Raw genomic sequence first — 24,218 nt, 5'->3', positions numbered from 1 at the left:
GGCGTAAAACGCCGGGCTACGAATAACCAATAACGAATAACCAATAACGCTCTTATTTTTTAGGACGCATGTGCGGGAACAACAACACATCACGAATTGACGGCGAATCAGTTAACAACATCACCAACCGATCAATCCCGATACCCTCACCCGCTGTTGGCGGCAAACCATGTTCTAACGCTGTCACGTAATCTTCATCGTAGAACATCGCTTCATCGTCACCCGCTTCTTTTTGCTGAACTTGTTCACGGAAGCGTTCTGCTTGATCTTCGGCGTCATTTAGCTCCGAGAAGCCATTTGCCAGCTCACGTCCACCAACGAAGAATTCAAAGCGGTCGGTAATAAATGGATCGTTATCATTACGACGAGCTAAAGGTGAAACCTCAGCTGGGTATGCGGTAATGAAGGTTGGTTGCATTAACTTGTGTTCCGCCACCTCTTCAAAGATCTCGATTTGAATTTTACCCAAGCCCCAATTTGGCTTCACTTTAATACCCAAAGATTCAGCCAATGCAGTTGCTTGTTCAAGGCTATCGAGCTGCGCTTCGGTAGCTGTTGGCAAATGCTCTAAAATCGCTTCTTTTACCGTCATTCGCGCAAATGGTTTACTGAAGTCGTACTGTACGCCTTCACTTTCAAATTGCGCTGAACCCAAAATTTCGGTCGTCATGCCGCGAAGCATGTCTTCGGTTAAATCCATCAGATCTTGGTAATCGGCATAAGCCCAGTAAAACTCTAGCATGGTGAATTCTGGATTATGACGCGTTGATAAACCTTCGTTACGGAAATTACGGTTAATTTCAAACACTTTCTCGAAACCACCAACAACCAAACGCTTCAAATAAAGTTCAGGCGCAATACGCAGATATAACTGCATATCTAAAGCATTGTGATGCGTCACAAACGGACGCGCTGCGGCACCGCCTGGAATGGTTTGCATCATTGGCGTTTCTACTTCCAAGAACTGCTTTTCAGCTAAGTAACGGCGAATGTAATCCACCACTTTCGAGCGCACAATAAAGGTTTTGCGAGACTCTTGGTTGGTAATCAAATCTAAGTAACGCTGACGATAGCGCATTTCTTGGTCTGATAAACCGTGGAATTTATCTGGCAGCGGACGTAGCGCTTTGGTTAATAAACGAACGTCATCCACTTGCACACTCAATTCACCAGTTCCGGTGATAAAAAGCGTTCCCGAGGCACCGACAATATCGCCGAGATCCCATTTTTTGAACTCTTCGTTGTAAAAACCTTCAGGCAGGTTATCGCGCGCTACGTAGAGCTGAATTTGGCCCGACATATCTTGAATCGTCGCAAAACTTGCCTTGCCCATAATACGACGCGTCATCATACGACCAGCAACGCTGACACGAATTCCTTTCGCCGCGAGCTCTTCTTTTTCAGAACCATCAAATTGATCATGCAATTCAGCAGCTAAACTGTCGCGACGAAAATCATTCGGGAATGCTACGCCTCGCTCGCGCAACGCAGCAAGCTTAGCCTTGCGCTGGGCGATTTGTTCATTGACGTCCAACTCAGGGGCTTGCATTTTATCGTTCATGGGTAAGTTTCCTCTTTTCGCACGGCCTCACGCCCTGCAACTTCAATTTATAAACCTGATTTCAAACTTGCTTCAATAAATGGATCGAGCGCACCGTCAAGTACCGCTTGCGTATTGCGGTTTTCAACACCGGTACGCAAATCTTTAATCCGTGCATCATCGAGCACATACGAGCGGATTTGACTGCCCCAGCCAATATCTGACTTTGAATCTTCTAGCGCTTGTTTTTCAGCTAATTGTTTTTGCAATTCTAACTCAAACAACTTCGCGCGTAATTGTTTCATCGCGGCGTCTCGGTTTTTATGCTGCGAACGATCGCTCTGGCACTGCACCACCACGCCGGTAGGTTCATGGGTAATACGAATCGCCGAATCAGTACGGTTAACGTGCTGACCACCGGCACCTGATGCACGGTAAGTATCGACGCGCAAATCGGCCGGGTTAATTTCAATTTGGATAGAGTCATCGACTTCTGGATAGACAAACACCGAAGCAAACGACGTGTGCCGACGATTTCCTGAATCAAAAGGTGATTTACGTACTAATCGATGTACGCCGGTTTCGGTACGTAACCAACCGTAAGCATATTCACCTTGTACACGCACCGTGACTGATTTGATACCAGCGACTTCACCTTCAGAAAGCTCCGTAATTTCAGCTTTAAAGTCATGCGATTCGGCCCAACGCAAATACATCCGCAGCAGCATATTTGCCCAATCTTGTGCTTCCGTACCACCTGAACCTGCTTGTATATCTAAATAACAATCTGATGCGTCATGATCGCCCGAGAACATCCGACGGAACTCAAGCGTTGCTAGTTGCCCTTCTAACTGATCAAGCTCAGCAACCGCATCGTTGTAAGTTTCTTCATCGTCCGCTTCAACGGCTAGCTCGACTAAACCTTCAACATCCTCCAGCCCTTGCGCGAGATTGTTCAACGTTTCAACCACTTGCTCAAGACTCGCGCGCTCTTTTCCTAAAGCCTGCGCGCGTTCTTGGTCGTTCCACACGCTCGGGTCTTCAAGCTCACGAGTCACTTCTTCAAGGCGCTCTACTTTCTGAGCGTAGTCAAAGATACCCCCGAAGTAGCTCGCTGCGTTTACGCATTTCTTTTATCGCAACATAAGTAGCATTCGTTTCGAACATAGTTTTTCAATCTCAATAGCAAGTTGTTTGCATGGTTGTTCACAAAGGGGGCGTATTCTACCGCAAAGCGTAAAAATGCTCTAGTTGTAGCTGCACAGAAGTGCGTCCACGAAAGTGATTTAATTGGACTTTATAGGCAGCATGCAATCGCTGCACAGAATCATCTGGCCAGATTTTTAAATCAATGTTAAATGCAATCGCATCAACAACCACGCGCTGTGGCGTTTCAAGCACCAATTTCAAATGACGCTCACCAACCACCCGGTGATCCACGATGCGAAACTCACCATCAAAAATAGGCTCCGGAAAACCTTGTCCCCACGGACCATAAGCTTCCAGTTGGCGTACAAACGGTTCTTGTAGGTAATCGGCATCGAGCTCTCCGTCCGACCAAATTGTGCGAGTAAGCTCCTCGTCGCCTAGCCAAATTTCAACCTGTTGCGTAAATGCTTGCCGAAATTCGTTTAAGTTTTCGTGCGCGAGGGATAATCCAGCCGCCATCGCATGACCACCAAAGCGTTCAATTAAATGCGGATACAAACTATGCACACGTTCTAACACATCGCGGATATGTAACCCCGGAATGGAGCGTGCTGACCCCTTTAAATAACCATCGTCACTGTCAGCAAAGGCTATGACCGGTCGGTGGCACTGTTCTTTCACTCGGCCCGCAACAATCCCAACCACTCCCTGATGCCAGCCAGCTTGATACAGTACTAACGCTGCTGGTAACCGATCACCGTCGGCATTAAGTTGCGCCACATAAGCTTCAGCTTCTTCACGCATTTCAGTTTCGATATTGCGGCGTGCTTTATTCAATGCATCGAGTTGTGAGGCTAATTCTTGCGCCTGCGCTAGATTTTGCGCGAGCAAGCATTCAATACCAGCGGCCATATCATCTAACCGACCTGCAGCATTTATTCGCGGACCGATTGCGAACCCAAGGTCACTAGCCTGAAGCTGCTGCGGATCACGGTTCGCAACCTGAAGTAATGCAGCGATGCCCGGTCGACAATAACCAGCCCGAATGCGTTGTAAACCTTGCTGCACTAAAATACGGTTAACACCATCAAGTTTAACCACATCGGCAACGGTTCCGACAGCAACTAAGTCGAGCCATTGCGCTAAATTCGGTGTTTCAATGCCGCGCTCACGCAATTCATTGCGTAACGCTAATAACACATAAAATGCAACGCCTACCCCCGCAATATTGGGGCTAGGAAACTCACAGTTTGGTTGATTCGGATTGACAATGACATCGGCATTCGGCAATTGAGCACCAGGCAAGTGGTGATCAGTAATAATCACCGTCATACCCGCAGCTTTCGCTGCTGCTACGCCAGCGTGACACGAAATACCGCTATCAACCGTCACGATAATCTCCGCGCCTTGTTGCTGCGCTTGCGCGACAACCGCAGGCGATAGCCCATATCCATCGGCAAAACGGTTCGGAACAATATAGCTCACCCGTTGGGCACTGAGAGCTTGGAGTACCGAAACCATCAATGCCGTCGAGGTGGCGCCATCGGCATCAAAATCGCCACAGATACATATCGCTTGTTGCCGCGCAATCGCGTCGGCAAGAATTTTTGCAGCGACGTCGGTACCTTTAAGCAAATTAAAGTGCGGTAGCTGTTTGGCGCCGAGATCAAGTTGCTGAGCTTCGGCAATACCCCGGCGCGCGAGTATTTGTGCAAGCAATGGTGGCAATCCCGCAGCCCAATCCCCAACTTCAACTTTGGGGCGACGTTGTATGCTGATATCTGTCATCATTACTTATCGAGTTCTGCAGCTAAACGCTCTGGCGGTACATAGCCAGGTAACATGCGTCCTGATTCGAACACAATAGCTGGCGTACCACGAACTCCGAATTTATGGCCTAGGGCATAATGCTCCGCAACTGGGTCATCGCACTGCTTTGAAACTAAGGGGGCGTCATTTTTGGCCGCACTTAACGCAGCTTGCTGATCATCCGCACACCACGCATTTTTCAAGCTTGTGGCAGCGCTGCTTTGCATGCCATTACGTGGCCATGCTAAATAGCGCACAGTAATGCCCAGAGCAAGGTATTCATCGATGCGTTCGTGTAACTGGCGACAATAACCACAACTGGTATCGGTAAACACATGAATGACATGCTTTTCATTCGTGGCAGTGTATTCAATCACTGTATCCTCAACCTGCGCTAAATCTTTTACTCGCATGGCTTCAAGAACCATTTCACTAACGTTATTTGGTTCGCTTCCGGTTATGTCGAAGATTCTACCACTAACAATATGTCGACCATCTTCACTTGCATAAACTAACCCTTGATCAGTGATAACTTCCATTAACCCATCGATATGTGCCGGACGCGCCGACTCAACAACAAAGCCCATGCGTTGCATGTGACTGGTATCAAACGCGCCATTTGCAACTGGTGCTTTCGATTCCGCTATAGTTGTTTGCTCAGGTGAGCACGCTATTGCAAAGAAACTTAAACCCAAAACTGCCAAGTACTTCATGAATTATCCTATGTTCACTGCTGTCGAATCCTAACTATGCACGCGGGTGATGGCTTGCATGTAATTGCTGCAAACGTTCGCGTGCAACGTGTGTATATATCTGTGTCGTCGATAAATCGCTGTGGCCCAATAGCATTTGTAGCACCCGCAAATCGGCACCATGGTTCAATAGATGGGTTGCAAACGCATGACGTAATGTATGCGGCGACAAATGAGAGCGTATATCAGCACGTTGAGCATAATAGCGAATTCGGTGCCAAAATGCTTGTCGCGTCAAAGGCCCGCCGCGTCGAGTCACAAACACCCAATCGCCGGGTTGCGCGTGCAGTTGCTGACGACCATCTTTGAAATACTGCTGCAGCCAATCTAAAGCTTCTTCCCCCAAAGGTACCAAACGTTCTTTGTTACCCTTACCGACAACTCGCACGAGCTCTTGTTGAAAGTGAATCTGATCGACTTGCAAGTTTACTAACTCGGTTACTCGCAAGCCCGTTGCATACAAGACTTCGAGCATGGCTTTGTCACGAAGTTGCACTGGGTCGTCACTATCTGGTGCCGTTAATAAAGCTTCCACTTCGGCTTCAGACAAACTGTGAGGAATAGATTGCGGTTGTTTCGGACGAGCTAAGCGGGTTGTTGGGTCACTCGAACACAATCGCTCAGCAACTGCATACTGATAAAATTTCTTTAACGCACTGAGCGCACGAGAAGTGCTGCGAGGAGAAAAACCATTTTGCCGACGCCACAACAAATAGCGCTCTAAATCGGCACTGGTCACGTGAAGTAACTGTGCCTGTTGATATTCACTGAGAAAACGCTGAAAGCTGCGCAAATCGGTACGATACGCGGCACTGGTGTGCTCGCTAACGCCCTGTTTGAGCCAAAGCCGATCAAGAAACTTAGCAATTTCTTCATCGACTTCAAAAGGTATCGCATCGGCTGGCTTTGCTGGGCTCATTGGTTCACTTCGTTGTTTAATTCCAATGCCAACATCATAAACGGGTTTACAGTGACTCTCAATCTGCTATTATGCCGCCCTCGCGTGGAGGGGTTCCCGAGCGGTCAAAGGGATCAGACTGTAAATCTGACGGCTCAGCCTTCGCAGGTTCGAATCCTGCCCCCTCCACCACTACTTTTTTACCAAACCAAAATCAATTTGCCCTGCGTCGCATTATCGCGCAAGCGCTGAAAAGCTTGATCAACCTCGCCAACTGGCATCACCTCATCAATATTTGGCGTTATTTTTGATTGCTCAAACAGCGGCCAAACATGTGCGTATAATTCAGCCATAATTCGTGCTTTTACCTGCGGCGGTTGGCTTCTTAAAGTACTGCCAATAATCCGTTGGCGTTTCATCAACAGTCTGCCAGCATCAAGTTGCGCCTCGCGCCCACCCATTAAGCCAATGACAATTAACCTGCCATCAAGATTCAGCACTTGTTGATCCCACGCCAAATAGTCACCAGCAACCGGGTCTAGAATAATATCGGCGCCCCCCCATGCCTTCACTGCGTCAACAAAACTACCATCGCGTCGATTCCATACTTGTTCTGCACCGAGTCGTTTTGCATGCGCAAGCTTATCGTCATTACCCGCTGTTGCGAATGTTGGATTGCCAAGTTCACGCGCAAGTTGCAATAACGCCTGGCCAACGCCACTTGCTGCCGCATGCACGAGAACGCGTTCACCGGGTTGTGCTGCGGCTAAACCGTAAACGTTGTACCACGCTGTGGCAAAAACCTCACAAATTCCTGCGGCTTGAGCGAGATCCATGCCTTTTGGTACAGGTAGGACTTGGGCTGCTGGTACTGCAACATATTCCGCATAGCCGCCACCGGTTAACAGTGCGCATACGCGGTCGCCAACTTTGAAAGCGCCCACGTCAGTTCCCACAGCATGAACCACACCACTCACTTCTAGGCCAAGTACATCAGATGCGCCTGGCGGTGGCGGATAATGACCAGCCAATTGCATTAAATCGGCTCGATTCATACCACTGTAGGCAACTTTAATGAGTACTTCGTCCGCAGCGATTTGTGGCTGTGGTCGATGTTGCCATTGAACCTGCTGCTCACCGGCAACAATGACTTGCATACTTGCGGACATAAATTCTCCTTATGGAATGTCACAACAGTGAGATCGAAACTCAGTTAGGCGGTTAGTTTACCCGATTGATAATCACGCAACGCCTGTTCAATTTCTGCCTGTGAATTCATCACAAAAGGTCCGTACTGCGCGATAGGTTCACCAATTGGTTCGCCAGCTAAAATTATCATGCCCACCGAACTGTTAACCGATTTCAACTGCAAGTCATCGGTTTGATTCAAGCGCACTAATTCACCACGTTCAACTTGTTTGTCATTCACGGTCACGGTTCCAGCATAAACATAGGCTAAACGCGTCTGTTGCTGTTGACTTGGAACCATTAGCTCTGCATCTTGATCGAGCCGAACATCGAGCATCAGGAAACGCTGTTCAGGTTGCTGTATTGGCCCTTCTTGACCATCTAATTGACCGGCAATGACGCGAACTTCCGCATTGTCATAATTTACCACCCCAAGCTTAGCTTGCGGATAGTCCGCCCAATCCGCAGCTTCCATCTTGCGCGCAGCCGGCAGGTTAATCCAAAGTTGAAATCCCCACATCAACCCATCTTCTTGCTTTGGCATTTCGGCGTGGATAATTCCGCGTGCTGCTTTCATCCATTGTGCACCACCAGCCTCAACCACACCGGTATTGCCGTTGGAATCCTTGTGCTCCATCCGACCTGCCAGCATGTAAGTTAAGGTAACAAAACCTCGATGCGGATGCGGTGGAAATCCTGCGATATAATCGTTTGGATTATCCGAGCGAAACTCATCCAACATTAAAAATGGATCTTGGTAACGCAGACTTGGCTGGTTCACAATACGCGTCAACTTCACACCGGCGCCATCTTGAGCTGGCATACCGCGGTGACGACTTAAAATGACATTGCTCATAACACCACCTCTTTACGCGTGTGCGATGCTAAAAAATCAAGTTGTGGCCCGACTGGAACAACACCCGTAGGGTTAATCATATGATGGCTACCGTAATAATGCTGCTTGATATGATCCATAACGACAGTTTCAGCGATACCCGGTACTTGATACAACGCTTTCACATAGTTCCAAAGATTAGGATAGTCCACAATACGGCGCTTGTTCGTTTTGAAATGCCCCACATAAACGGAATCAAAGCGTACCAATGTGGTAAACAAACGCCAGTCTGCTTCAGTTAACGTCTCACCAACCAAATAGGATTGCGTCGCAAGTCGCTCTTCTAACTTATCAAGCGCCTCAAATAACTCTTCAAATGCTTCTTCGTAGGCCGTTTGCTGGGTAGCAAAGCCGCACTTATAAACACCGTTGTTGACGCGGTCATAAACGTAGTCATTGATGGAATCAATGTCTTGTTGAAGTTTCTCTGGATAAAAATCTAACGTATTGCCCGTGATATCGTTAAAAGCACTATTAAACATGCGAATGATATCCGCCGATTCATTGCTTACGATGGTTTGTTGTTGTTTATCCCAAAGCACCGGAACGGTAACGCGACCGCTATATTCACTATCTGCCTTCAAATAAAGTTGATACAGAAAATCTAGACTATATAAATCATCATTCAGCGGTTGTTCAGCAAATTCCCAGCCATTTTCAAGCATTAGTGGATGCACTACGGAAACAGTAATGTGCTGCTCTAACCCTTTTAACTGGCGAAAAATAAGCGTGCGATGCGCCCATGGACAAGCATAGCTGACGTATAGATGATAGCGCCCGCTTTGTGCTGGAAACTTTGCGTTCGAATCTGCCTCAATCCAATTCCGAAACTGCGCCGCACTGCGCTTGAACTTGCCACCGGTACTATCGGTGTCATACCACTTATCTTGCCATTTTCCGTCGACGAGTAATCCCATGACGATCTCCTTAAAGATAATTCGGATGTCTTGGAATAGAGTATAACGGGTAAGTTATCGAATGATTATTGAGAAATTCGGGGCTTTATATTCGAAAAAATCGAACAATCGACACTTAATCAGAAATTAACTGGCTCACAACTTGTGCACTAAGCACATCGGCGTGTTGCTTCAATTGATGATGTAATTCGGTAAATCGCGCAACGGTTTGTTCAGCTTGCGGCTCGAGTTGTAATGCGAGTGCTGCCGTCAAATTATTAACCGTCGCCTCTTCTTGCGCGAACTCTGGAACCAATAATTCATCAGCAAGCAAATTAGGCAAACTGAAAAATCGGGCTTTAAACAGCCGCTTGATCAATTGATACGTTAGCCAGTTAAATTTATAGGCGACCACCATTGGTCGCTTAATTAACATGGCTTCCAAAGTAACCGTACCCGATGTAAGTAATACCGCATCGCACGCCGCCATGGTATCGCGAGACTGGCCATCAATCATCGTTAACGGCAGTTCAGGCGCTATCTGTTGTTGGAGTACTTTGAATTGTTCGGCTCGTGCAGCACTGATCATTGGCGTCACAAATTTCAAAGCTGGGTTATCTGCATACAAACGTTTTGCAACCTGCAAAAATAATGGCGCCATGCGTGCAATCTCGCCTTTGCGACTGCCTGGCAAAACACCAATCCACTGTGACTCGCTATCAAGCTGAAGCAGCCCACGAGCATCACTCTTTAGCCACTGCATTGGTATTGCATCTGCTAATGGGTGCCCAACAAAGGTCGCTGCGAGTTCGTGTTCATCGTAAAAGGCTTTTTCGAATGGTAATAGACACAGCACATGGTCAACCGCTTGCTTAATGCCATGTATACGACCTTGACGCCATGCCCACACTGACGGACTGACATAATGCACGGTTTTGATACCAGCGGCTTTGAGACGTTTTGCAATCGGCAAATTGAAATCGGGTGCATCGATACCAATAAAAACGTCAGGGCGACGTTCTAAGAAGGTATTTACAAGTAATCGGCGATGTCTAAGTAGTTTGAATAGACTTCCCAGCACTTCAGCTATGCCCATGACTGCCAAGTCTTCCATGGGTACAAGACTTTGCAGACCTTGCGCTTGCATTAATGGTCCACCAACGCCGATAAACTCAGCGTTGGGATACAAACGGCGAAGCTCACGCAACATGCCAGCACCGAGTAAGTCACCCGAATGTTCGCCGGCTATCACCGCAATGAGAGGAGTTGTTGAGGTTGTCATGGTGTCTTGTCGTTAAAAAATTAACGAATAATACCGCGTTGGCTATTTTGAACGAAATCAATCAGCGGTGACAACTCAGTTTCTGCATCAAGTTCACGCATCTTTTCTACCGCTTCATTAATGGTTAACCCTTGACGATACAGCAATTTAAATGCGCGCTTAATATTCAGAATCTGGTTCGGTTGGAAGCCACGGCGCTTTAACCCTTCAGCATTAATTGTTCGCGGTGCCGCATTGTGACCTTGCGCCATGATGTATGGTGGAATATCTTGCACCACCACTGAGTTAACTGCAGTGAATGCATGCGCCCCAATGTGACAGAACTGATGCACCCCGGTAAAGCCACCTAAAATCGCCCAATCGCCAACATGCACATGACCGGCCAAGGTGGTGTTGTTGGCAAGAATCACGTTATTTCCCACCATACAGTCATGCGCCACATGCACATAAGCCATCAGCAAGTTATTGCTGCCAATTTGGGTCAACCCTTGATCTTGCACCGTACCGCGATGAATGGTCACACATTCACGAATCACGTTATTGTCACCAATCACTAAGCGCGTTGGTTCACCGTTGTATTTCTTATCTTGGCAATCTTCGCCAACCGATGCGAATTGAAAAATTCGGTTATTTTTACCCAACACCGTCGGTCCACGTAACACCACATGCGGGCCAATGACGCAATTGTCACCAATTTCAACATGAGCCCCGACAATCGTGTACGGACCAATTTCGACATTGTTGCCAATGCGTGCTGAGTCATCAATAATGGCGGTCGGATGAATCACTTAGACTTCCCTTCTTGCACAAATGATATCGCAGCTACATGCTAACTCACCGTCAACATCCGCACGACCTTTAAACACCCAGATACCGCGGCGCTCTTTTTCAAATGTCACATGCAAATTCATGGTGTCACCGGGTAACACTTGGCGTTTAAAGCGTGCGTTATCAACGCCCGCAAATAAGTATAGGTCATTCACGCCAGGGCTGCTTTCAGTAATTTTAAAGCCGAGCAAACCAGCCGCTTGCGCGAGTGCTTCTAAAATTAACACGCCCGGGAAAATAGGATTTTCCGGAAAATGCCCAGTAAAAATCGGCTCATTGACTGAAACATTTTTAACCGCATGAATGGTGGTTTTGTTGTCACACGCAACCACTTTATCCACTAACAGAAATGGATAACGGTGCGGTAATAACCGAAGAACTTCTTTAATATCAAATGCGCCATCTGCAGACAAAGCGTCATCCTCGTTTTATCATTAATTAATTATTGTTCGAGTTGTTTTTCAATTTTTTTCACGCGCTGGAACAAGTCGTCTAGCTGACGATAACGAGCCCCGTTGCGACGCCACTCACGTTGTGGCGCAGCAGGAATACCTGAAGCATAAGCGCCAGGTTCAGTAATTTCCTTAATAACCATTGAGAAACCACTGATTTGCACATCGTCACAAATTGAGATGTGTCCATTAATTGCAGTCGCGCCACCAATTAAACAGCGCTTACCAATGCGGCAGCTTCCCGCCAACACCGTACATCCCGCAATAGCTGTGTCTTCATCAATAAACACGTTATGAGCAATTTGACACTGATTATCAATAATCACGCCATTGCTAATAACAGTATCGTCAAGCGCACCGCGGTCAATGGTCGTACTCGCACCAATATCAACACGGTCACCAATGACCACGCGACCTAGTTGTGGAATTTTAATCCACTTGCCACCTTCATTGGCCCAACCAAATCCGTCGGCACCAATAACGGTACCAGCGTGCACCAAGCAATGTTCACCAATCACACAATTGTGGTAAATCACCACGTGTTGCCACAATTGCGTGTTTGCACCAATGTGAGTACCTGGCCCAACATAACAACCGACACCAATGGTCACATTGTCTGCTAACACGACATTTTCAGCAATCACCGTATTCGCACCAATGGCAACGTTTTTCCCAATTTTTGCACTCGGATCGACCTGTGCGCTGGCATGAATATGTTCAGCTGGTTTCGGCGTGGTGTCCAGTAGCTGTGCAATTTTCGCAAATCCCGCATAAGGGTTGCGTGTACGTAGCGCGGACATGCCATCAGGAACATGAACATCGGGAGCTACAATCACCGCACTCGCTTTCGAGGCATCGAGTTGGCTGCGATATTTTTCATTGGCCAAAAAGGCAATTTGCCCCGGCTGAGCCGAGGCAAGTGTTGCAACACCGGTTACAGTAAGGGCTGCATCGCCCTGAACTTCTGCACCAATTGCGTCAGCAAGCTGCTGCAATGTTAGTGTTTGCATTAACTTAGTTTCCACCAGTCATCTTTTTGACAACTTCATCAGTCAAGTTTGCTGAATCTGCTGCATAAACTAATGCGCTGCTTTGCAACACAACGTCAAAGCTTTGCTCACTTGCAACCGCTTGAGCGTTGCGCATAACATCAGTCATTAGCTTGTCGCGTAATTCATTGCCGCGACGGCCCATATCTTCACGCAACGCTTTTACTTTCAGTTGGCGTGTCGTGTCGAGCATTTCCATTTCGCGTTCCATTTTGATGCGCTCAGCTGGTGACATAATTGATGCATCACGCTGCGCTTTCTCGCTTAGTGCGCGCATTTGCTCTTCGAGCTTAGTCACTTCTTCAATTTGACCTTTGAATTCGTCTTGAACTTGCTGCTCAAGATTACGGGCTTGTGGTAAGTTAGCCAAAACTTCTTGCATGCTTACAAAGCCAATTTTCTGTTGTGCTTCTGCCGCGTTGGCAAAAAATGCAGATGACAATAAAGCAACTGCGATACTAGATTTAACGATAGCTTTCACTATTAACTCCTTGATACTTATTAGAATGTTGTACCGATATTGAACGTAAACGTTTGCGTACGATCGGTCTCTTCTGATTTAATCGGCCGACCAAATGATAACGTGATTGGCCCCATTGGTGAAATCCATTGTATAGAAATACCGGCCGCGGCGCGATAGTGCGTTGGCTCACTATAATCTTTCAATGGTGCCGAATTACCGAGCAGCTCTAGTTGACTATAGGTCGCATAGTCAAACTCAGTATCCCATACGTTACCTACATCGAGATAAAAACTGGTACGTACGGTGTTTTTATTCTCTTCAGAAATAAACGGCGTCGGCACAATTAACTCTAACCCACCTACTGCCATTGCATTACCACCTACCGAGTACTGGCTAACAGCAACTTGGTCGGCACCTGGATAGGCCGGTAGGCCCGTAGGAATACCGTCATAGCCTGGTTGCCCCGGAATACTTTGTGGATAACGATAAATGGCGCGCGGACCTATGGTATTCCCTTCGAAACCACGCAAGTTATCACGACCACCCAAACGGAAGTTCTCATAGAATGGGAACAGGTACTCGTTACCATTATCATCGGTGCCGTAACCGTTACCGTAACCAATACGCAAACGTGTCATAAAGACAAAACTATGGCTATCGTTAATCGGGAAATAATGGCGATAATCATAGTTGGTACGGAAATAATTTACATCGCTATTCGGCGTGGCAACTTCAACGCTCAAGCTGTTCGATGAACCAGCGGTTGGGAACATCCCTCGGTTCAGGGTCACCCGACTAATACCAGCCGATAATTCAAAGATATCAAACTTCACACCCAAATTCGGGTTTTGCTCATCGAGATATGGACGATAGAAGCGCGATACTTGCTCGTAACTATCGACATTACTGATCTGCTCATTTCGATATGTCGCACCAAAGTTTAAGCTCGTTACTTCGTTAATTGGAAAACCAATTGAGCTGCCAATACCATATTGTTTTTTGTTGTAACGAATATAGTTTTCAAGATTACCAGCATCAAACTCGCTTACATAAAGCTGGCCGGACAGGCTCACACCGTCTTTCGTCAAATAGCGATCGGTGTATGAGACAGATGCACTCTTATTGTAGCGGTTCGTGTTCACGTTGATCGCTGCGCGGTTACCGGTACCTAAGAAGTTTTCTTGCGATAAACCTAAACCAATCTGGAAGCCCGAGTAATCGCCATAACCCAAGGTAAAGTTAAAACTTCCTGATGGTTGCTCTTTAACTGTAAAGTCTACTTCAACGCGATCATCTTCAGTATCCGATTTACGAGTCGACGTTTCCACCGTTTCAAAATAACCTAAACGCTCCAAACGCACCTTACTTTGCTCAATCAATTGATCATTGAGTGGCGCACCTTCAAGTTGACGCATTTCACGACGCAATACTTCATCAGCTGTCACGTTGTTGCCAATGAAATTAATCCGTTCGACATAAATACGCTGACCAGGATTAACTGAGAAGGTTAAATCAACCTCGTTACTTCCTTCTTGCATATCCGGAATAGCCCGAACTTCAGGGTAAGCATAGCCAAAACGGCCGTAATAACGTGAAATAGCATCCTCTAAAAACGTAATTTGTTCAGCGTTATAGCGCGTGCCAGGATCAATTGAGGTAAGGCGCTTAATGACTTCTTCATGCCCTTTTAAATCACCAATAACATTCACTTCACGAATATCATAAACTTCGCCTTCGTTCACATTAATGGTAATGTAAACGCCCTCTTTATCAGGCGTCATACTTACTTGAACCGATTCAACTTGGAACGCTAGGTAACCGCGATTACGGTAAAAACTTTCTAGTTTCTCAAGATCACCGGTCAACTGTTGTTTCTGATAGCGCCGCTCACCAATAAAATTCCACCATGGGAGCTGATCTTTCAGTTCAAAGTCAGCCAATAACTGGTCATCGGAAAAGCTACTATTACCAACAATGTTAATTTGCTGAATTTCTGCAGAATCACCTTCTTCAAATTGAAGTTCTAAGCGGACTCGGTTGCGTGGCAACTCAATCACATTGATATCCACGGTCGCATTATACTTACCAACACCGTGGAAGAAGTCTTCAAGCCCTGTTTCAATTGACGAGATCATCGTACGATCGAGCTGTTCACCAACAACAATGCCGCTGTCAGTTAAGCTCTCTTCCAACATCTCATCTTTTATTTCTTTGTTGCCATCAAACTCGATGCTTGAAATGGTTGGCCGCTCAACAACTTCGAACACTAACGTGTTGCCATCGCGTTTAACGATAATGTTCTCAAAATATGCTGCAGAGTTTAACGAGCGAATGGCAGCGCGAATACGGTTAGCATCCACTTCGTCACCAACACGAATAGGAATGTAGGTTAGCGCTGCGCCTAATGCGACGCGCTGTAAACCACGAACGCGAATGTCTTCAACGACAAAATTTTCGGCATTTACTTGTGAATTATTTTCTGCACTACTCGCCTCGTAAGCCGGCAGTGCCGCCGCTGCAACGAGGGCGCTTAAAAACAGCTGTTTCAACGTCATTCTGTGCTACTTAATTGTTTTATGTTGTACATGTCGTTTCATTGCGACAACCGCAAAATATCATTACTAATCGCAATTGCCATTAACGCAAAAATTAGAATACCGCCAATACGGTAACAAATCTCTTGAACACGTTCAGAAACGGGTTTTCCTCTTGCGCCTTCAATGGCCAAAAATGCGAGGTGCCCGCCATCCAATACCGGTAATGGTACTAAATTGATGATGCCCAAATTGACACTAATTAATGCTAGAAACCCTAAAAAATAAACTAAACCATAGCTGGCTGTCGCCCCAGCACCTTCGGCTATTGCGACAGGCCCGCTTAAATTACTAACGGAAACTGTTCCGGTAACAAGCTTACCAATCATCTTGACGCTGAGAACCATGAGTTCCCAAGTACGCTCTACACCGCGCCACAATCCCTCAATCGCACCATATTGCTGGGTAAATCGATAGCTTTCCGGATACGGTGCAACGGTTGGTTCTACCCCTAAAAAGCCGATTGCTTGGTTATTCACTTTTCGACTACCCAAACGAACCGGAATTGTTAGCTCCTCGCCTTGTCGTTCAATCGTTATATCAACGAGTTGCCCCGGCGCTTGAACAATGAAGTCTCTGGTTTGAGGCCAATCGGTAACAGGAGTTCCGTTGAATTGAAGAATTTTATCCTGCAGCTGCAATCCGGCTTCCGCAGCAGGTGAGTTTTCCGCAACATAACTGAGTTCCAGTGAAACCTCTGGTTGAAACGGTTGCATACCTAACGCTAAGAAGGTCGGTTGTTGGCTATCATCCAAGCGCCATTGCGAAATATTCAAGGTGTAATCGCGCAAACGGTTATTCTCATCGCGCGTTTGCAATACAACCTGATTGTTGCCAAGAGCGGCGGCAAGATTAAGATTAACCTGCTGCCAATCAGCGGTGTGTTGATTATCAACAGCAACAATTTCTACTGGCGTAGCAATTCCTGCATCGGCAGCAATTGAATTTGGAACGGTACTGCCAATAATCGGCTTCACTGACGGCACGCCAATTAAAAACATTAACCACAGAACACCAATTGCTAAAATAAAATTGGCAACTGGCCCTGCAGCAATAATTGCGGCACGTTGCGCCACCGATTTTGAATTAAAGCTTAAGTGACGTTGTTCAGTCGGCACTTCGTCAACGCGCTCGTCAAGCATCCGAACGTAGCCACCCAGCGGAATCAAGCCAACTTGATAAACGGTACCATCTGCAGCTTGGCGCTGCCAAATCGGTTTACCAAAACCAACCGAGAAGGTCAGCACTTTAACGCCACATCGACGCGCTACCCAAAAGTGTCCAAACTCATGAAAGGTCACCAAAATACCAAGAGTAATGACAAATGCGCCAAGCGACCAGACAATACCACCCATTACGAAACTTGCTCCACCTGCTGTCGTGCTATAGCACGCGCTTTTGTATCCAGTTCAATTAATGCTTCGACCGTTGTTATTTCAACAGCGCTCAATTGCTGTAACACCCTATCACAAATCTCAGCAATTGCGGTGAATGGAATGCGTTCTTGTAAAAATGCGGCCACAGCAATTTCATTGGCCGCATTGAGGCTTGTGGTCGCCCACTGTCCTTCCCAGCAAGCATCAATGGCTAACTGAAGACATGGGTATCTTGCCGCTTCTGCGGGCATGAAGGTTAATTCGCCCAATTGCAGAAAGTCTAACGCCTGTACACCGCTTTCAATTCGCTTCGGGTAGCCAAGACCGTAAGCAATAGGCGTACGCATATCCGGTTGCCCCAACTGAGCAATAACCGAACCATCGATATAACTGACCATTGAGTGAATCACGCTTTGCGGGTGCACCAACACCTGTATCTGATCTTTTTTGCAATTAAACAACCAACGCGCCTCAATATACTCAAGGCCTTTATTCAACATGGTGGCTGAATCGACAGAGATTTTTTGCCCCATAGACCAATTTGGATGGTTGCAGGCTGCGGCTGGTGTCTGCTGCGCTAGTTGGGCAATTGGCAGCTCTCGAAATGGCCCGCCTGAGCCCGTCAACAAAATCTGATGAATACCTGCAGCGGCCAAATCGGCATGCCCCAGTGGCTGCTGAACGTCTAAAGGTAAACACTGATAAATCGCGTTGTGTTCGCTATCAATTGGTAAAAGTTCTGCACCATGTTTCGCTACAGCGTCCATAAACAGCTGCCCAGACATCACTAGTGCTTCTTTATTCGCAAGTAAAACCCGTTTGCCAGCCTTCACTGCAGCCATGGTCGGCAGTAACCCTGCAGCACCAACAATTGCTGCCATCACAGTATCAACTTGAGCGTCGGCGGCCACGGCGATAACCGCTTCTTCGCCGCCCAAAACTTCACAGTTAAGATCTGCCAATTCTTGTTGCAAGCGTTGAGCAGCTTGCTTATCAGCCATTACCGCGTAGCGCGGCTTGAAGCGTCGGCAGATCGTGATCATATCTGCCACATTGCCGTTTGCGGTTACCGCAAATAGCTCAAATTGGTCGGGATGATTAGCCATCACCGCTAGGGTGTTTTGGCCAATTGAACCGGTTGCTCCAAGAATGGTAACGCGTTGCTTCATATCAGGTTAAAAACCACAGGTAGGAAAGCGTAAAAATTGGTAACGCAGCAGTTAAGCTATCGATTCGATCAAGAATACCGCCGTGACCAGGTAATAATGAACCACTGTCTTTTACACCAGCACAGCGTTTAAACATGCTCTCATTCAAATCACCAAACACCGACGCAACTACAGTTACCAAACCAGTAATGTAGTAACCGCTAAATTGTTCGGCTGGAATCTTTAACCAGTGGGCTAACACCATCATCACGACAAACGCGAGGGTAATGCCACCACATAAACCTTCCATCGTTTTACCGGGGCTAACTGCCGGCATTAATTTATTGCGACCGTAGCGCACGCCAGCAAAATAAGCACCAACGTCGGCTGCCCACACTAACAACAGCACAAACAATACTGCAAAACCGCCAAACAACGGTTGCTCGGCATAATTTAATGAGCGCACAGCAACTAATCCAGCCCATGCAGGAATAAGTGTCAATAATCCAAAAACGCCCACAATAGAACGGGTACGTGACCATACCCTTCTACTTCTTGGATAATTAATAACGAGCGCGATGGCAATTAACCACCATACACAGCCGATGATAATCAATGTGTAAATAATGGGGTCAAGCTCGCCATCTAACCAGATTTTATCAAGTGGCACTAACCACATGAGCAAACCGAGAAGTACCGCAACGAATGCGGTGTAAGCAATGCGTGCACTTGTACGAGTTACGTTCATCAGTGGCGCCCATTCCCAAGCGCCTGCGGCCATTAACCCAATAACGGCAATTGCAAACCATAACAATGGCAGCCCAAACACCGCATATAATGCTAATGGGATTAAAATAAGTGCAGTTATTAAACGTTGTTTAAGCAAACTAGTCCCCGGATGTCACGTCGGTATCTAAAATGGCTTGTTGTAGCTGCTCACTGGTCAGCCCAAAACGTCTTTCGCGACAGCTAAAATCTGCAATGGCTGCAGCAAATTCGCGGTCATCGAAATCTGGCCATAATACCTTACTAAAATAAAATTCTGCGTAGGCCAATTGCCATAACAAAAAGTTGCTAATTCGGTGTTCGCCTCCTGTTCTTATTAATAAATCTGGCACTGGTTGATCCGCCAGTTCAAGTTGCTTCGCTAGTTGCTCTTCAGTAACTTGCTGCGGCGTTAGCTGCCCCGCTGCAACTTGCTCTGCTAATTTACGCGCAGCTTGGGTAATGTCCCAATGCCCACCATAGTTCGCAGCAATATTTAAATTCAATGCAGTATTGCCGGCGGTCAAAGCTTCAGCTTCTTGCATTTGCTTTTGTAAACGCTCACCAAATGCTGACTTGTCGCCAATAATTCGCAAGCGCACATTGTATTTATGAAGTTTTTTAACTTCTCGTTTCAGTACCGTCATAAATAACTCCATGAGCACTGAAACTTCTTGTTCTGGCCGCTTCCAGTTTTCGCTGCTAAACGCAAACAAGGTTAACGACTCGATACCTTTTTTGCGAGCAAATTCGACCGCTGCACGAACAGCTTCAGCACCGGCCTTATGACCTGACGTGCGGCGCTTACCGCGCATTTGCGCCCAACGTCCGTTACCATCCATGATGATTGCCACGTGACGTGGTATTTTTATTGTCGATACTTCCGTTGTTGTCATAGGTCATGCCATACAAGAAAAAACGCCGTGCGAGTATACCTGACACGGCGCTGTCCACCAACGTGGAATACGAATAACTGCTTAAACTTCCATCAAATCTTTTTCTTTTTCTGCCAGCAGTTCGTCAATTTTTGCAATGTAGGTATCCGTTAGCTTCTGAATTTCATCCGTTGCTTTGCGTTCTTCATCTTCAGTGATTTCTTTATCTTTCAACAATTCTTTGAAATCATTGTTCGCATCACGGCGAATATTACGAACCGCAACACGGCCCTGCTCTGCTTCAGCACGCACAACTTTAACTAAGTCACGACGACGCTCTTCTGTCAGTGGTGGTAATGGCACACGAATCACTGTACCGGCTGCAGCTGGGTTTAAACCCAAATCAGACGTCATAATCGCCTTCTCAACAGCACCACTTGATGACTTGTCAAATACCGTAATCGCAAGTGTCCGTGAGTCTTCGACGGTGATATTCGCCAATTGCTTTAATGGCGTGTCCGCGCCGTAGTACGGCACCATAATTCCATCCAAAATACTTGGGTGCGCACGGCCTGTACGTACTTTTGAAATTTGTGAGCGCAGCGCTTCAACGCTTTTTTCCATACGCTGCTTGGCGTCTTGTTTAATTTCGTTTATCACGTTTTTATCCTTTCAATTCTTAATGCACAAACAATTTAGTTTATGCTTGCTCAATCACGCTTTTGCTGGCTATTAGTGTACCTTCTTCTTCGCCCATAATCACGGCTCTTAATGCACCTGGTTTATTCATATTGAAAACCCGGATAGGTAAATTATGGTCACGCGCCAGCGTAAATGCGGCTAAATCCATCACCTTCAGTTGCTGTTGTAGCACATCATCATAGCTAATTTGACGGAATAACTGAGCGTTAGGGTCTTTTACTGGGTCGGCAGAAAAAACGCCGTCCACTTTGGTTCCTTTAAGTACTAAATCAGCTTCAATTTCAATACCACGAAGGCACGCAGCTGAATCAGTCGTGAAGAATGGGTTACCAGTACCGGCAGAGAAAATCACTACTCGGCCTGATTTTAATAAACTGATTGCGTCAGCCCAATTATAACTATCACACACACCGTTTAATTCAATGGCTGACATTAAGCGTGCGTTGACAAAAGCTCGATGCAACGCATCACGCATTGCTAACCCGTTCATGACGGTCGCTAACATACCCATGTGATCGCCAACCACACGATTCATACCGGCTTTGGCTAAGCCTTCACCGCGAAATAGGTTACCGCCACCTATCACCAAACCAACTTGAACGCCCAGTTCAACCAGCTCTTTTATCTCCTGAGCCATGCGGTCTAAAACTTTTGCATCAATGCCAAAAGGCTCATCGCCCATTAACGCCTCACCGCTTAATTTCAAAAGTACACGGCGGTATGCAGGTTTGCTACTTGGTGTCATCAGTTCGCTCCATGTTCAGGTTTTAAGGGGGTTCACCCTAAAAAAAACCGCATCCTGCCGAGCAGGATGCGGTTTCTATTATCGACTGTTTGTCGTCGGCAGCGTCATTGGCATTAAGCCTTTTTCGCAGCTGCCATTTGCGCTTGAACTTCAGCAGCGAAGTCTTCAGCTTTCTTCTCAATACCTTCGCCCACTTCAAAGCGAACAAAAGTAAGAACGTCAGCGCCTTTCTGCTTCAGTAAGTCTGCAACAGTGATTGATGGGTCTTTCACAAATGCTTGACCAGTTAAGCTGATCTCGCCAGTGAATTTACGCATACGGCCTTCAACCATCTTCTCAGCGATATCTTGTGGCTTGCCACTTTGCATTGCGATATCAAGTTGAATTGCACGTTCTTTCTCAACCACTTCAGCTGATACGTCTTCTGGCTTCACAAACTGTGGAGCGCTTGCTGCAACGTGCATTGCTAAGTCTTTAGCTAAGTCAGAATCACCACCAGTGATTGCAACTAATACACCAATACGACCGCCGTGAACATATGCTTCAACCAAGTCACCACCTTCAATAGTGATCACGCGGCGAACGTTCATGTTCTCACCGATTTTCGCAACTAACGTTTCACGAACTTCTTCAACAGTGCCGTCACCGATGTTGGTTGCTTTCAGCTTTTCAACGTCAGTTTCTTTGTTTGCGAATGCCGCTTCGATAACTTTCTCACCGAAAGATAAGAAGTTGTCGTCACGAGCAACGAAGTCAGTTTCACAGTTCAGTTCAACCAAAGTACCTACATTACCTTCGGTCTTAGTCAGGATTACACCTTCAGCAGCTACGCGACCAGCTTTCTTAGCTGCTTTCGCTTGACCACTTTTACGCATATTTTCGATCGCCGCGTCGATATCGCCGCCGGTCTCTTCCAATGCTTTTTTGCAATCCATCATGCCAGCGCCAGTGCGCTCGCGCAGTTCTTTAACCAGAGCTGCTGTAATAGCCATGTATTTGTCCTCTAATCAGATGACTTTATTCAGTTTCTTCAGCTTCAACGAAATCGTCAGCTTTGCCTTCAACAACTGCGCCACGCGCGTCGTTGATAGCTGCCGCCGCTGCGTTCAAGTACAGTTGTACTGCACGAATCGCATCGTCGTTACCAGGAATTACGTAATCAACGCCATCAGGGTTTGAGTTAGTATCAACAACCGAGATAACTGGAATACCCAAGTTATTCGCTTCTTTAATTGCAATGTGCTCGTGGTCAGCATCAATTACAAACAATACATCTGGCAAGCCAGCCATATCTTTGATACCACCAAGGCTCTTCTCAAGCTTTTCCATTTCGCGGGTGTTAACCAACGCTTCTTTCTTGGTTAGCTTTTCGAAAGTGCCGTCTTGGCTCATGGTTTCAAGTTCTTTCAAACGCTTGATTGATTGACGGACAGTTTTCCAGTTCGTCAACATACCACCCAACCAACGGTGATTTACATAAAACTGCTTACAGTTGATTGCAGCTTCTTGTACTGAGTCTGCTGCCGCACGCTTAGTACCAACAAACAAAATTTTACCTTTGTTTGAAGCAACGTGTTGCAAGAAGTTCAACGCATCGTTGAACATCGGAACAGTTTTCTCAAGGTTGATGATATGAATCTTGTTACGCGCGCCAAAAATGAACGGCTTCATTTTTGGGTTCCAGAAACGGGTTTGGTGACCGAAGTGTACACCAGCTTTCAGCATGTCACGCATTGACACGTTTGCCATGATAATTTTCCTTTTTAAGGGGTTATGCCTCCATACATCCCATAGTTCGACCCGCAACGTTATTTCGTATTTGGGCACCCCGAGCTATGTGTCGATGTATGTGTGTGTTTAAGTTAGTTTTCATGCAATCAGAAATTGCGGGCGCTTTATACCATAAACTGACGGTACAAATCAAGTTTTATGCGGCTATTGCGATGCTTCACGATGCAGCGGTTTGCTGGTAAACTAAGCACAATTTTATTGTCTTAAGCAGGGACTTATAGAGCCTCATGAGTATTAGTATTAAAACGCCTGAAGAAATCGAGAAAATGCGTGCTGCTGGTAAGCTTGCCGCCGATGTTTTAGAAATGATCGGACCCTATATAAAGGCTGGTGTAACCACCGCAGAAATTGACAAAATTTGTCACGATTACATTGTTGAACATGGCGCTATTCCTGCTCCTTTAAATTACCACGGATTCCCCAAATCGGTCTGTACGTCGCTAAACCATGTGGTTTGTCACGGTATCCCGAATGAAAAACCATTAAAAGAAGGCGACATCATGAACTTAGATGTCACGGTGAAATTAGATGGTTATCACGGCGATACTTCTAAGATGTTCGTGGTTGGTAAACCAAGCATACTTGCCGAGCGCTTGATACGAATTACTCAAGAATGTTTGTACATGGCGATAAAGATGGTCAAGCCAGGTATGCGCACCGGTGATTTTGCTGCGGTGATTCAAAAGCATGCTGAACAACATGGCTACTCCATTGTTCGCGAATATTGCGGACACGGCATTGGCGCGATATTCCATGAAGAACCGCAAATATTACATTATGGAACTGCGGGTACTGGTGACTTACTGCAACCAGGTATGTGCTTTACTATCGAACCGATGGTCAATGCAGGTAAACGCCACACGAAACTCATGCGCGACGGGTGGACGGTGCTAACCAAAGATCGCAGTTTGAGTGCACAATGGGAACACACCTTGTTGGTTACCGAAGACGGTGTTGAAGTGCTAACCCTGCGTAGCGATGAAGACCTGCCACGCGTTATTCGTCACACGAGTTAACCTAT

23 protein-coding genes and 1 tRNA gene are annotated in these 24,218 nt (G+C 46.6%); 2 read left to right on the top strand and 22 right to left on the bottom strand.

Translation table 11 applies throughout. From position 1 onward, the window contains the following. Positions 1-52: 52 nt before the first annotated feature. The 5 genes from lysS to xerD all read right to left on the bottom strand — a co-directional run bounded on the left by lysS (position 53) and on the right by xerD (position 6,169). The gene (lysS, locus tag D3795_RS02345; RefSeq protein ID WP_156265986.1) at positions 53-1,561 is read right to left on the bottom strand and encodes a lysine--tRNA ligase; all 1,509 of its coding nucleotides are present in this window, start codon (positions 1,559-1,561) and stop codon (positions 53-55) included. A 47-nt stretch (positions 1,562-1,608) separates the two neighbouring features. Continuing rightward, a protein-coding gene (prfB, locus tag D3795_RS02340) for a peptide chain release factor 2 (protein WP_156265985.1) occupies positions 1,609-2,707 on the bottom strand; the annotation gives its coding sequence in 2 pieces (ribosomal slippage) (positions 1,609-2,631 and positions 2,633-2,707; 1,098 coding nt in all). 57 nt (positions 2,708-2,764) lie between these two features. Next, the gene (gene recJ, locus D3795_RS02335) at positions 2,765-4,477 is read right to left on the bottom strand and encodes a single-stranded-DNA-specific exonuclease RecJ (protein ID WP_310942406.1); all 1,713 of its coding nucleotides are present in this window, start codon (positions 4,475-4,477) and stop codon (positions 2,765-2,767) included. A 2-nt stretch (positions 4,478-4,479) separates the two neighbouring features. Beyond that, positions 4,480-5,211: a bifunctional protein-disulfide isomerase/oxidoreductase DsbC gene (dsbC, locus tag D3795_RS02330; RefSeq protein ID WP_156265983.1), complete on the bottom strand. Its 732-nt coding sequence runs from the start codon at positions 5,209-5,211 to the stop codon at positions 4,480-4,482. Positions 5,212-5,245: 34 nt separating this feature from the next. Continuing rightward, complete coding sequence (gene xerD, locus D3795_RS02325) at positions 5,246-6,169, bottom strand: site-specific tyrosine recombinase XerD (protein WP_156265982.1); 924 nt, start codon at positions 6,167-6,169, stop codon at positions 5,246-5,248. Between the two features lie 86 nt (positions 6,170-6,255). On the opposite strand from xerD, the gene D3795_RS02320 reads away from it, so the two are divergent. Further along, positions 6,256-6,340 (top strand) — tRNA-Tyr (locus tag D3795_RS02320). An 8-nt stretch (positions 6,341-6,348) separates the two neighbouring features. Here D3795_RS02320 and D3795_RS02315 read toward each other — a convergent pair. The 17 genes from D3795_RS02315 to rpsB all read right to left on the bottom strand — a co-directional run bounded on the left by D3795_RS02315 (position 6,349) and on the right by rpsB (position 23,155). Next, positions 6,349-7,317: an NAD(P)H-quinone oxidoreductase gene (locus D3795_RS02315; RefSeq protein ID WP_310942378.1), complete on the bottom strand. Its 969-nt coding sequence runs from the start codon at positions 7,315-7,317 to the stop codon at positions 6,349-6,351. A 44-nt stretch (positions 7,318-7,361) separates the two neighbouring features. After that, positions 7,362-8,192, bottom strand: a complete 831-nt coding sequence (locus D3795_RS02310) for a pirin family protein (RefSeq protein ID WP_156265981.1) — start codon at positions 8,190-8,192, stop codon at positions 7,362-7,364. Continuing rightward, a complete protein-coding gene (locus tag D3795_RS02305; RefSeq protein ID WP_156265980.1) occupies positions 8,189-9,148 on the bottom strand; it encodes a glutathione S-transferase family protein in 960 nt (319 codons plus the stop codon). The genes D3795_RS02310 and D3795_RS02305 overlap by 4 nt, the downstream gene beginning before the upstream one ends. Positions 9,149-9,263: 115 nt before the next feature. Then, positions 9,264-10,409: a lipid-A-disaccharide synthase gene (lpxB, locus tag D3795_RS02300; protein WP_156265979.1), complete on the bottom strand. Its 1,146-nt coding sequence runs from the start codon at positions 10,407-10,409 to the stop codon at positions 9,264-9,266. A 20-nt stretch (positions 10,410-10,429) separates the two neighbouring features. After that, positions 10,430-11,197: an acyl-ACP--UDP-N-acetylglucosamine O-acyltransferase gene (gene lpxA, locus D3795_RS02295; protein WP_156265978.1), complete on the bottom strand. Its 768-nt coding sequence runs from the start codon at positions 11,195-11,197 to the stop codon at positions 10,430-10,432. Continuing rightward, positions 11,198-11,650: a 3-hydroxyacyl-ACP dehydratase FabZ gene (gene fabZ / locus D3795_RS02290; protein ID WP_156265977.1), complete on the bottom strand. Its 453-nt coding sequence runs from the start codon at positions 11,648-11,650 to the stop codon at positions 11,198-11,200. Positions 11,651-11,679: 29 nt separating this feature from the next. Then, a complete protein-coding gene (lpxD, locus tag D3795_RS02285; protein WP_156265976.1) occupies positions 11,680-12,699 on the bottom strand; it encodes a UDP-3-O-(3-hydroxymyristoyl)glucosamine N-acyltransferase in 1,020 nt (339 codons plus the stop codon). A gap of 4 nt (positions 12,700-12,703) precedes the next feature. Further along, positions 12,704-13,219 (bottom strand): OmpH family outer membrane protein, encoded by a 516-nt coding sequence (locus tag D3795_RS02280; RefSeq protein ID WP_173020974.1) that lies wholly within the window; start codon positions 13,217-13,219, stop codon positions 12,704-12,706. Positions 13,220-13,239: 20 nt separating this feature from the next. Continuing rightward, positions 13,240-15,756, bottom strand: a complete 2,517-nt coding sequence (gene bamA, locus D3795_RS02275) for an outer membrane protein assembly factor BamA (protein WP_156265974.1) — start codon at positions 15,754-15,756, stop codon at positions 13,240-13,242. Between the two features lie 38 nt (positions 15,757-15,794). Continuing rightward, positions 15,795-17,150: a sigma E protease regulator RseP gene (gene rseP, locus D3795_RS02270; protein ID WP_156265973.1), complete on the bottom strand. Its 1,356-nt coding sequence runs from the start codon at positions 17,148-17,150 to the stop codon at positions 15,795-15,797. Continuing rightward, positions 17,150-18,340 (bottom strand): 1-deoxy-D-xylulose-5-phosphate reductoisomerase, encoded by a 1,191-nt coding sequence (gene ispC / locus D3795_RS02265; protein ID WP_156265972.1) that lies wholly within the window; start codon positions 18,338-18,340, stop codon positions 17,150-17,152. The genes rseP and ispC overlap by 1 nt, the downstream gene beginning before the upstream one ends. Before the next feature lies 1 nt (position 18,341). After that, positions 18,342-19,205 (bottom strand): phosphatidate cytidylyltransferase, encoded by an 864-nt coding sequence (locus tag D3795_RS02260; protein WP_156265971.1) that lies wholly within the window; start codon positions 19,203-19,205, stop codon positions 18,342-18,344. Position 19,206: 1 nt separating this feature from the next. Beyond that, entirely contained in the window at positions 19,207-19,980 is a 774-nt protein-coding gene (uppS, locus tag D3795_RS02255) for a polyprenyl diphosphate synthase (protein WP_156265970.1), read from the bottom strand. Between the two features lie 81 nt (positions 19,981-20,061). Next, a complete protein-coding gene (gene frr / locus D3795_RS02250; protein ID WP_375294521.1) occupies positions 20,062-20,583 on the bottom strand; it encodes a ribosome recycling factor in 522 nt (173 codons plus the stop codon). Between the two features lie 76 nt (positions 20,584-20,659). Then, positions 20,660-21,406 carry a UMP kinase gene (pyrH, locus tag D3795_RS02245; RefSeq protein ID WP_156265968.1) on the bottom strand — a complete coding sequence of 249 codons (747 nt, stop codon included), beginning with the start codon at positions 21,404-21,406 and terminating at the stop codon, positions 20,660-20,662. A gap of 113 nt (positions 21,407-21,519) precedes the next feature. Continuing rightward, positions 21,520-22,398: a translation elongation factor Ts gene (gene tsf, locus D3795_RS02240; RefSeq protein ID WP_156265967.1), complete on the bottom strand. Its 879-nt coding sequence runs from the start codon at positions 22,396-22,398 to the stop codon at positions 21,520-21,522. A gap of 25 nt (positions 22,399-22,423) precedes the next feature. Then, positions 22,424-23,155, bottom strand: coding sequence for a 30S ribosomal protein S2 (gene rpsB / locus D3795_RS02235; RefSeq protein ID WP_156265966.1), 732 nt, complete (start codon positions 23,153-23,155; stop codon positions 22,424-22,426). A 269-nt stretch (positions 23,156-23,424) separates the two neighbouring features. On the opposite strand from rpsB, the gene map reads away from it, so the two are divergent. Then, positions 23,425-24,213 carry a type I methionyl aminopeptidase gene (gene map / locus D3795_RS02230; protein ID WP_156265965.1) on the top strand — a complete coding sequence of 263 codons (789 nt, stop codon included), beginning with the start codon at positions 23,425-23,427 and terminating at the stop codon, positions 24,211-24,213. The last annotated feature ends 5 nt before the right edge of the window (positions 24,214-24,218 follow it).

The sequence above is a fragment of the Pseudidiomarina andamanensis genome (assembly GCF_009734345.1).
GTDB lineage: Bacteria > Pseudomonadota > Gammaproteobacteria > Enterobacterales > Alteromonadaceae > Pseudidiomarina > Pseudidiomarina andamanensis.
This window is presented reverse-complemented; position numbering and strand designations above follow the sequence as displayed.

Coding starts and splice junctions, on each gene's coding strand:
- lysS (WP_156265986.1), bottom strand. CDS start 1,561: ATGAACGATAAAATGCAAGCCCCTGAGTTGGACGTCAATGAACAAATC.
- recJ (WP_310942406.1), bottom strand. CDS start 4,477: ATGACAGATATCAGCATACAACGTCGCCCCAAAGTTGAAGTTGGGGAT.
- dsbC (WP_156265983.1), bottom strand. CDS start 5,211: ATGAAGTACTTGGCAGTTTTGGGTTTAAGTTTCTTTGCAATAGCGTGC.
- xerD (WP_156265982.1), bottom strand. CDS start 6,169: ATGAGCCCAGCAAAGCCAGCCGATGCGATACCTTTTGAAGTCGATGAA.
- D3795_RS02315 (WP_310942378.1), bottom strand. CDS start 7,317: ATGTCCGCAAGTATGCAAGTCATTGTTGCCGGTGAGCAGCAGGTTCAA.
- D3795_RS02310 (WP_156265981.1), bottom strand. CDS start 8,192: ATGAGCAATGTCATTTTAAGTCGTCACCGCGGTATGCCAGCTCAAGAT.
- D3795_RS02305 (WP_156265980.1), bottom strand. CDS start 9,148: ATGGGATTACTCGTCGACGGAAAATGGCAAGATAAGTGGTATGACACC.
- lpxB (WP_156265979.1), bottom strand. CDS start 10,409: ATGACAACCTCAACAACTCCTCTCATTGCGGTGATAGCCGGCGAACAT.
- lpxD (WP_156265976.1), bottom strand. CDS start 12,699: ATGCAAACACTAACATTGCAGCAGCTTGCTGACGCAATTGGTGCAGAA.
- bamA (WP_156265974.1), bottom strand. CDS start 15,756: ATGACGTTGAAACAGCTGTTTTTAAGCGCCCTCGTTGCAGCGGCGGCA.
- rseP (WP_156265973.1), bottom strand. CDS start 17,150: ATGGGTGGTATTGTCTGGTCGCTTGGCGCATTTGTCATTACTCTTGGT.
- ispC (WP_156265972.1), bottom strand. CDS start 18,340: ATGAAGCAACGCGTTACCATTCTTGGAGCAACCGGTTCAATTGGCCAA.
- uppS (WP_156265970.1), bottom strand. CDS start 19,980: ATGACAACAACGGAAGTATCGACAATAAAAATACCACGTCACGTGGCA.
- frr (WP_375294521.1), bottom strand. CDS start 20,583: ATGGAAAAAAGCGTTGAAGCGCTGCGCTCACAAATTTCAAAAGTACGT.
- pyrH (WP_156265968.1), bottom strand. CDS start 21,406: ATGACACCAAGTAGCAAACCTGCATACCGCCGTGTACTTTTGAAATTA.
- tsf (WP_156265967.1), bottom strand. CDS start 22,398: ATGGCTATTACAGCAGCTCTGGTTAAAGAACTGCGCGAGCGCACTGGC.
- rpsB (WP_156265966.1), bottom strand. CDS start 23,155: ATGGCAAACGTGTCAATGCGTGACATGCTGAAAGCTGGTGTACACTTC.
- map (WP_156265965.1), top strand. CDS start 23,425: ATGAGTATTAGTATTAAAACGCCTGAAGAAATCGAGAAAATGCGTGCT.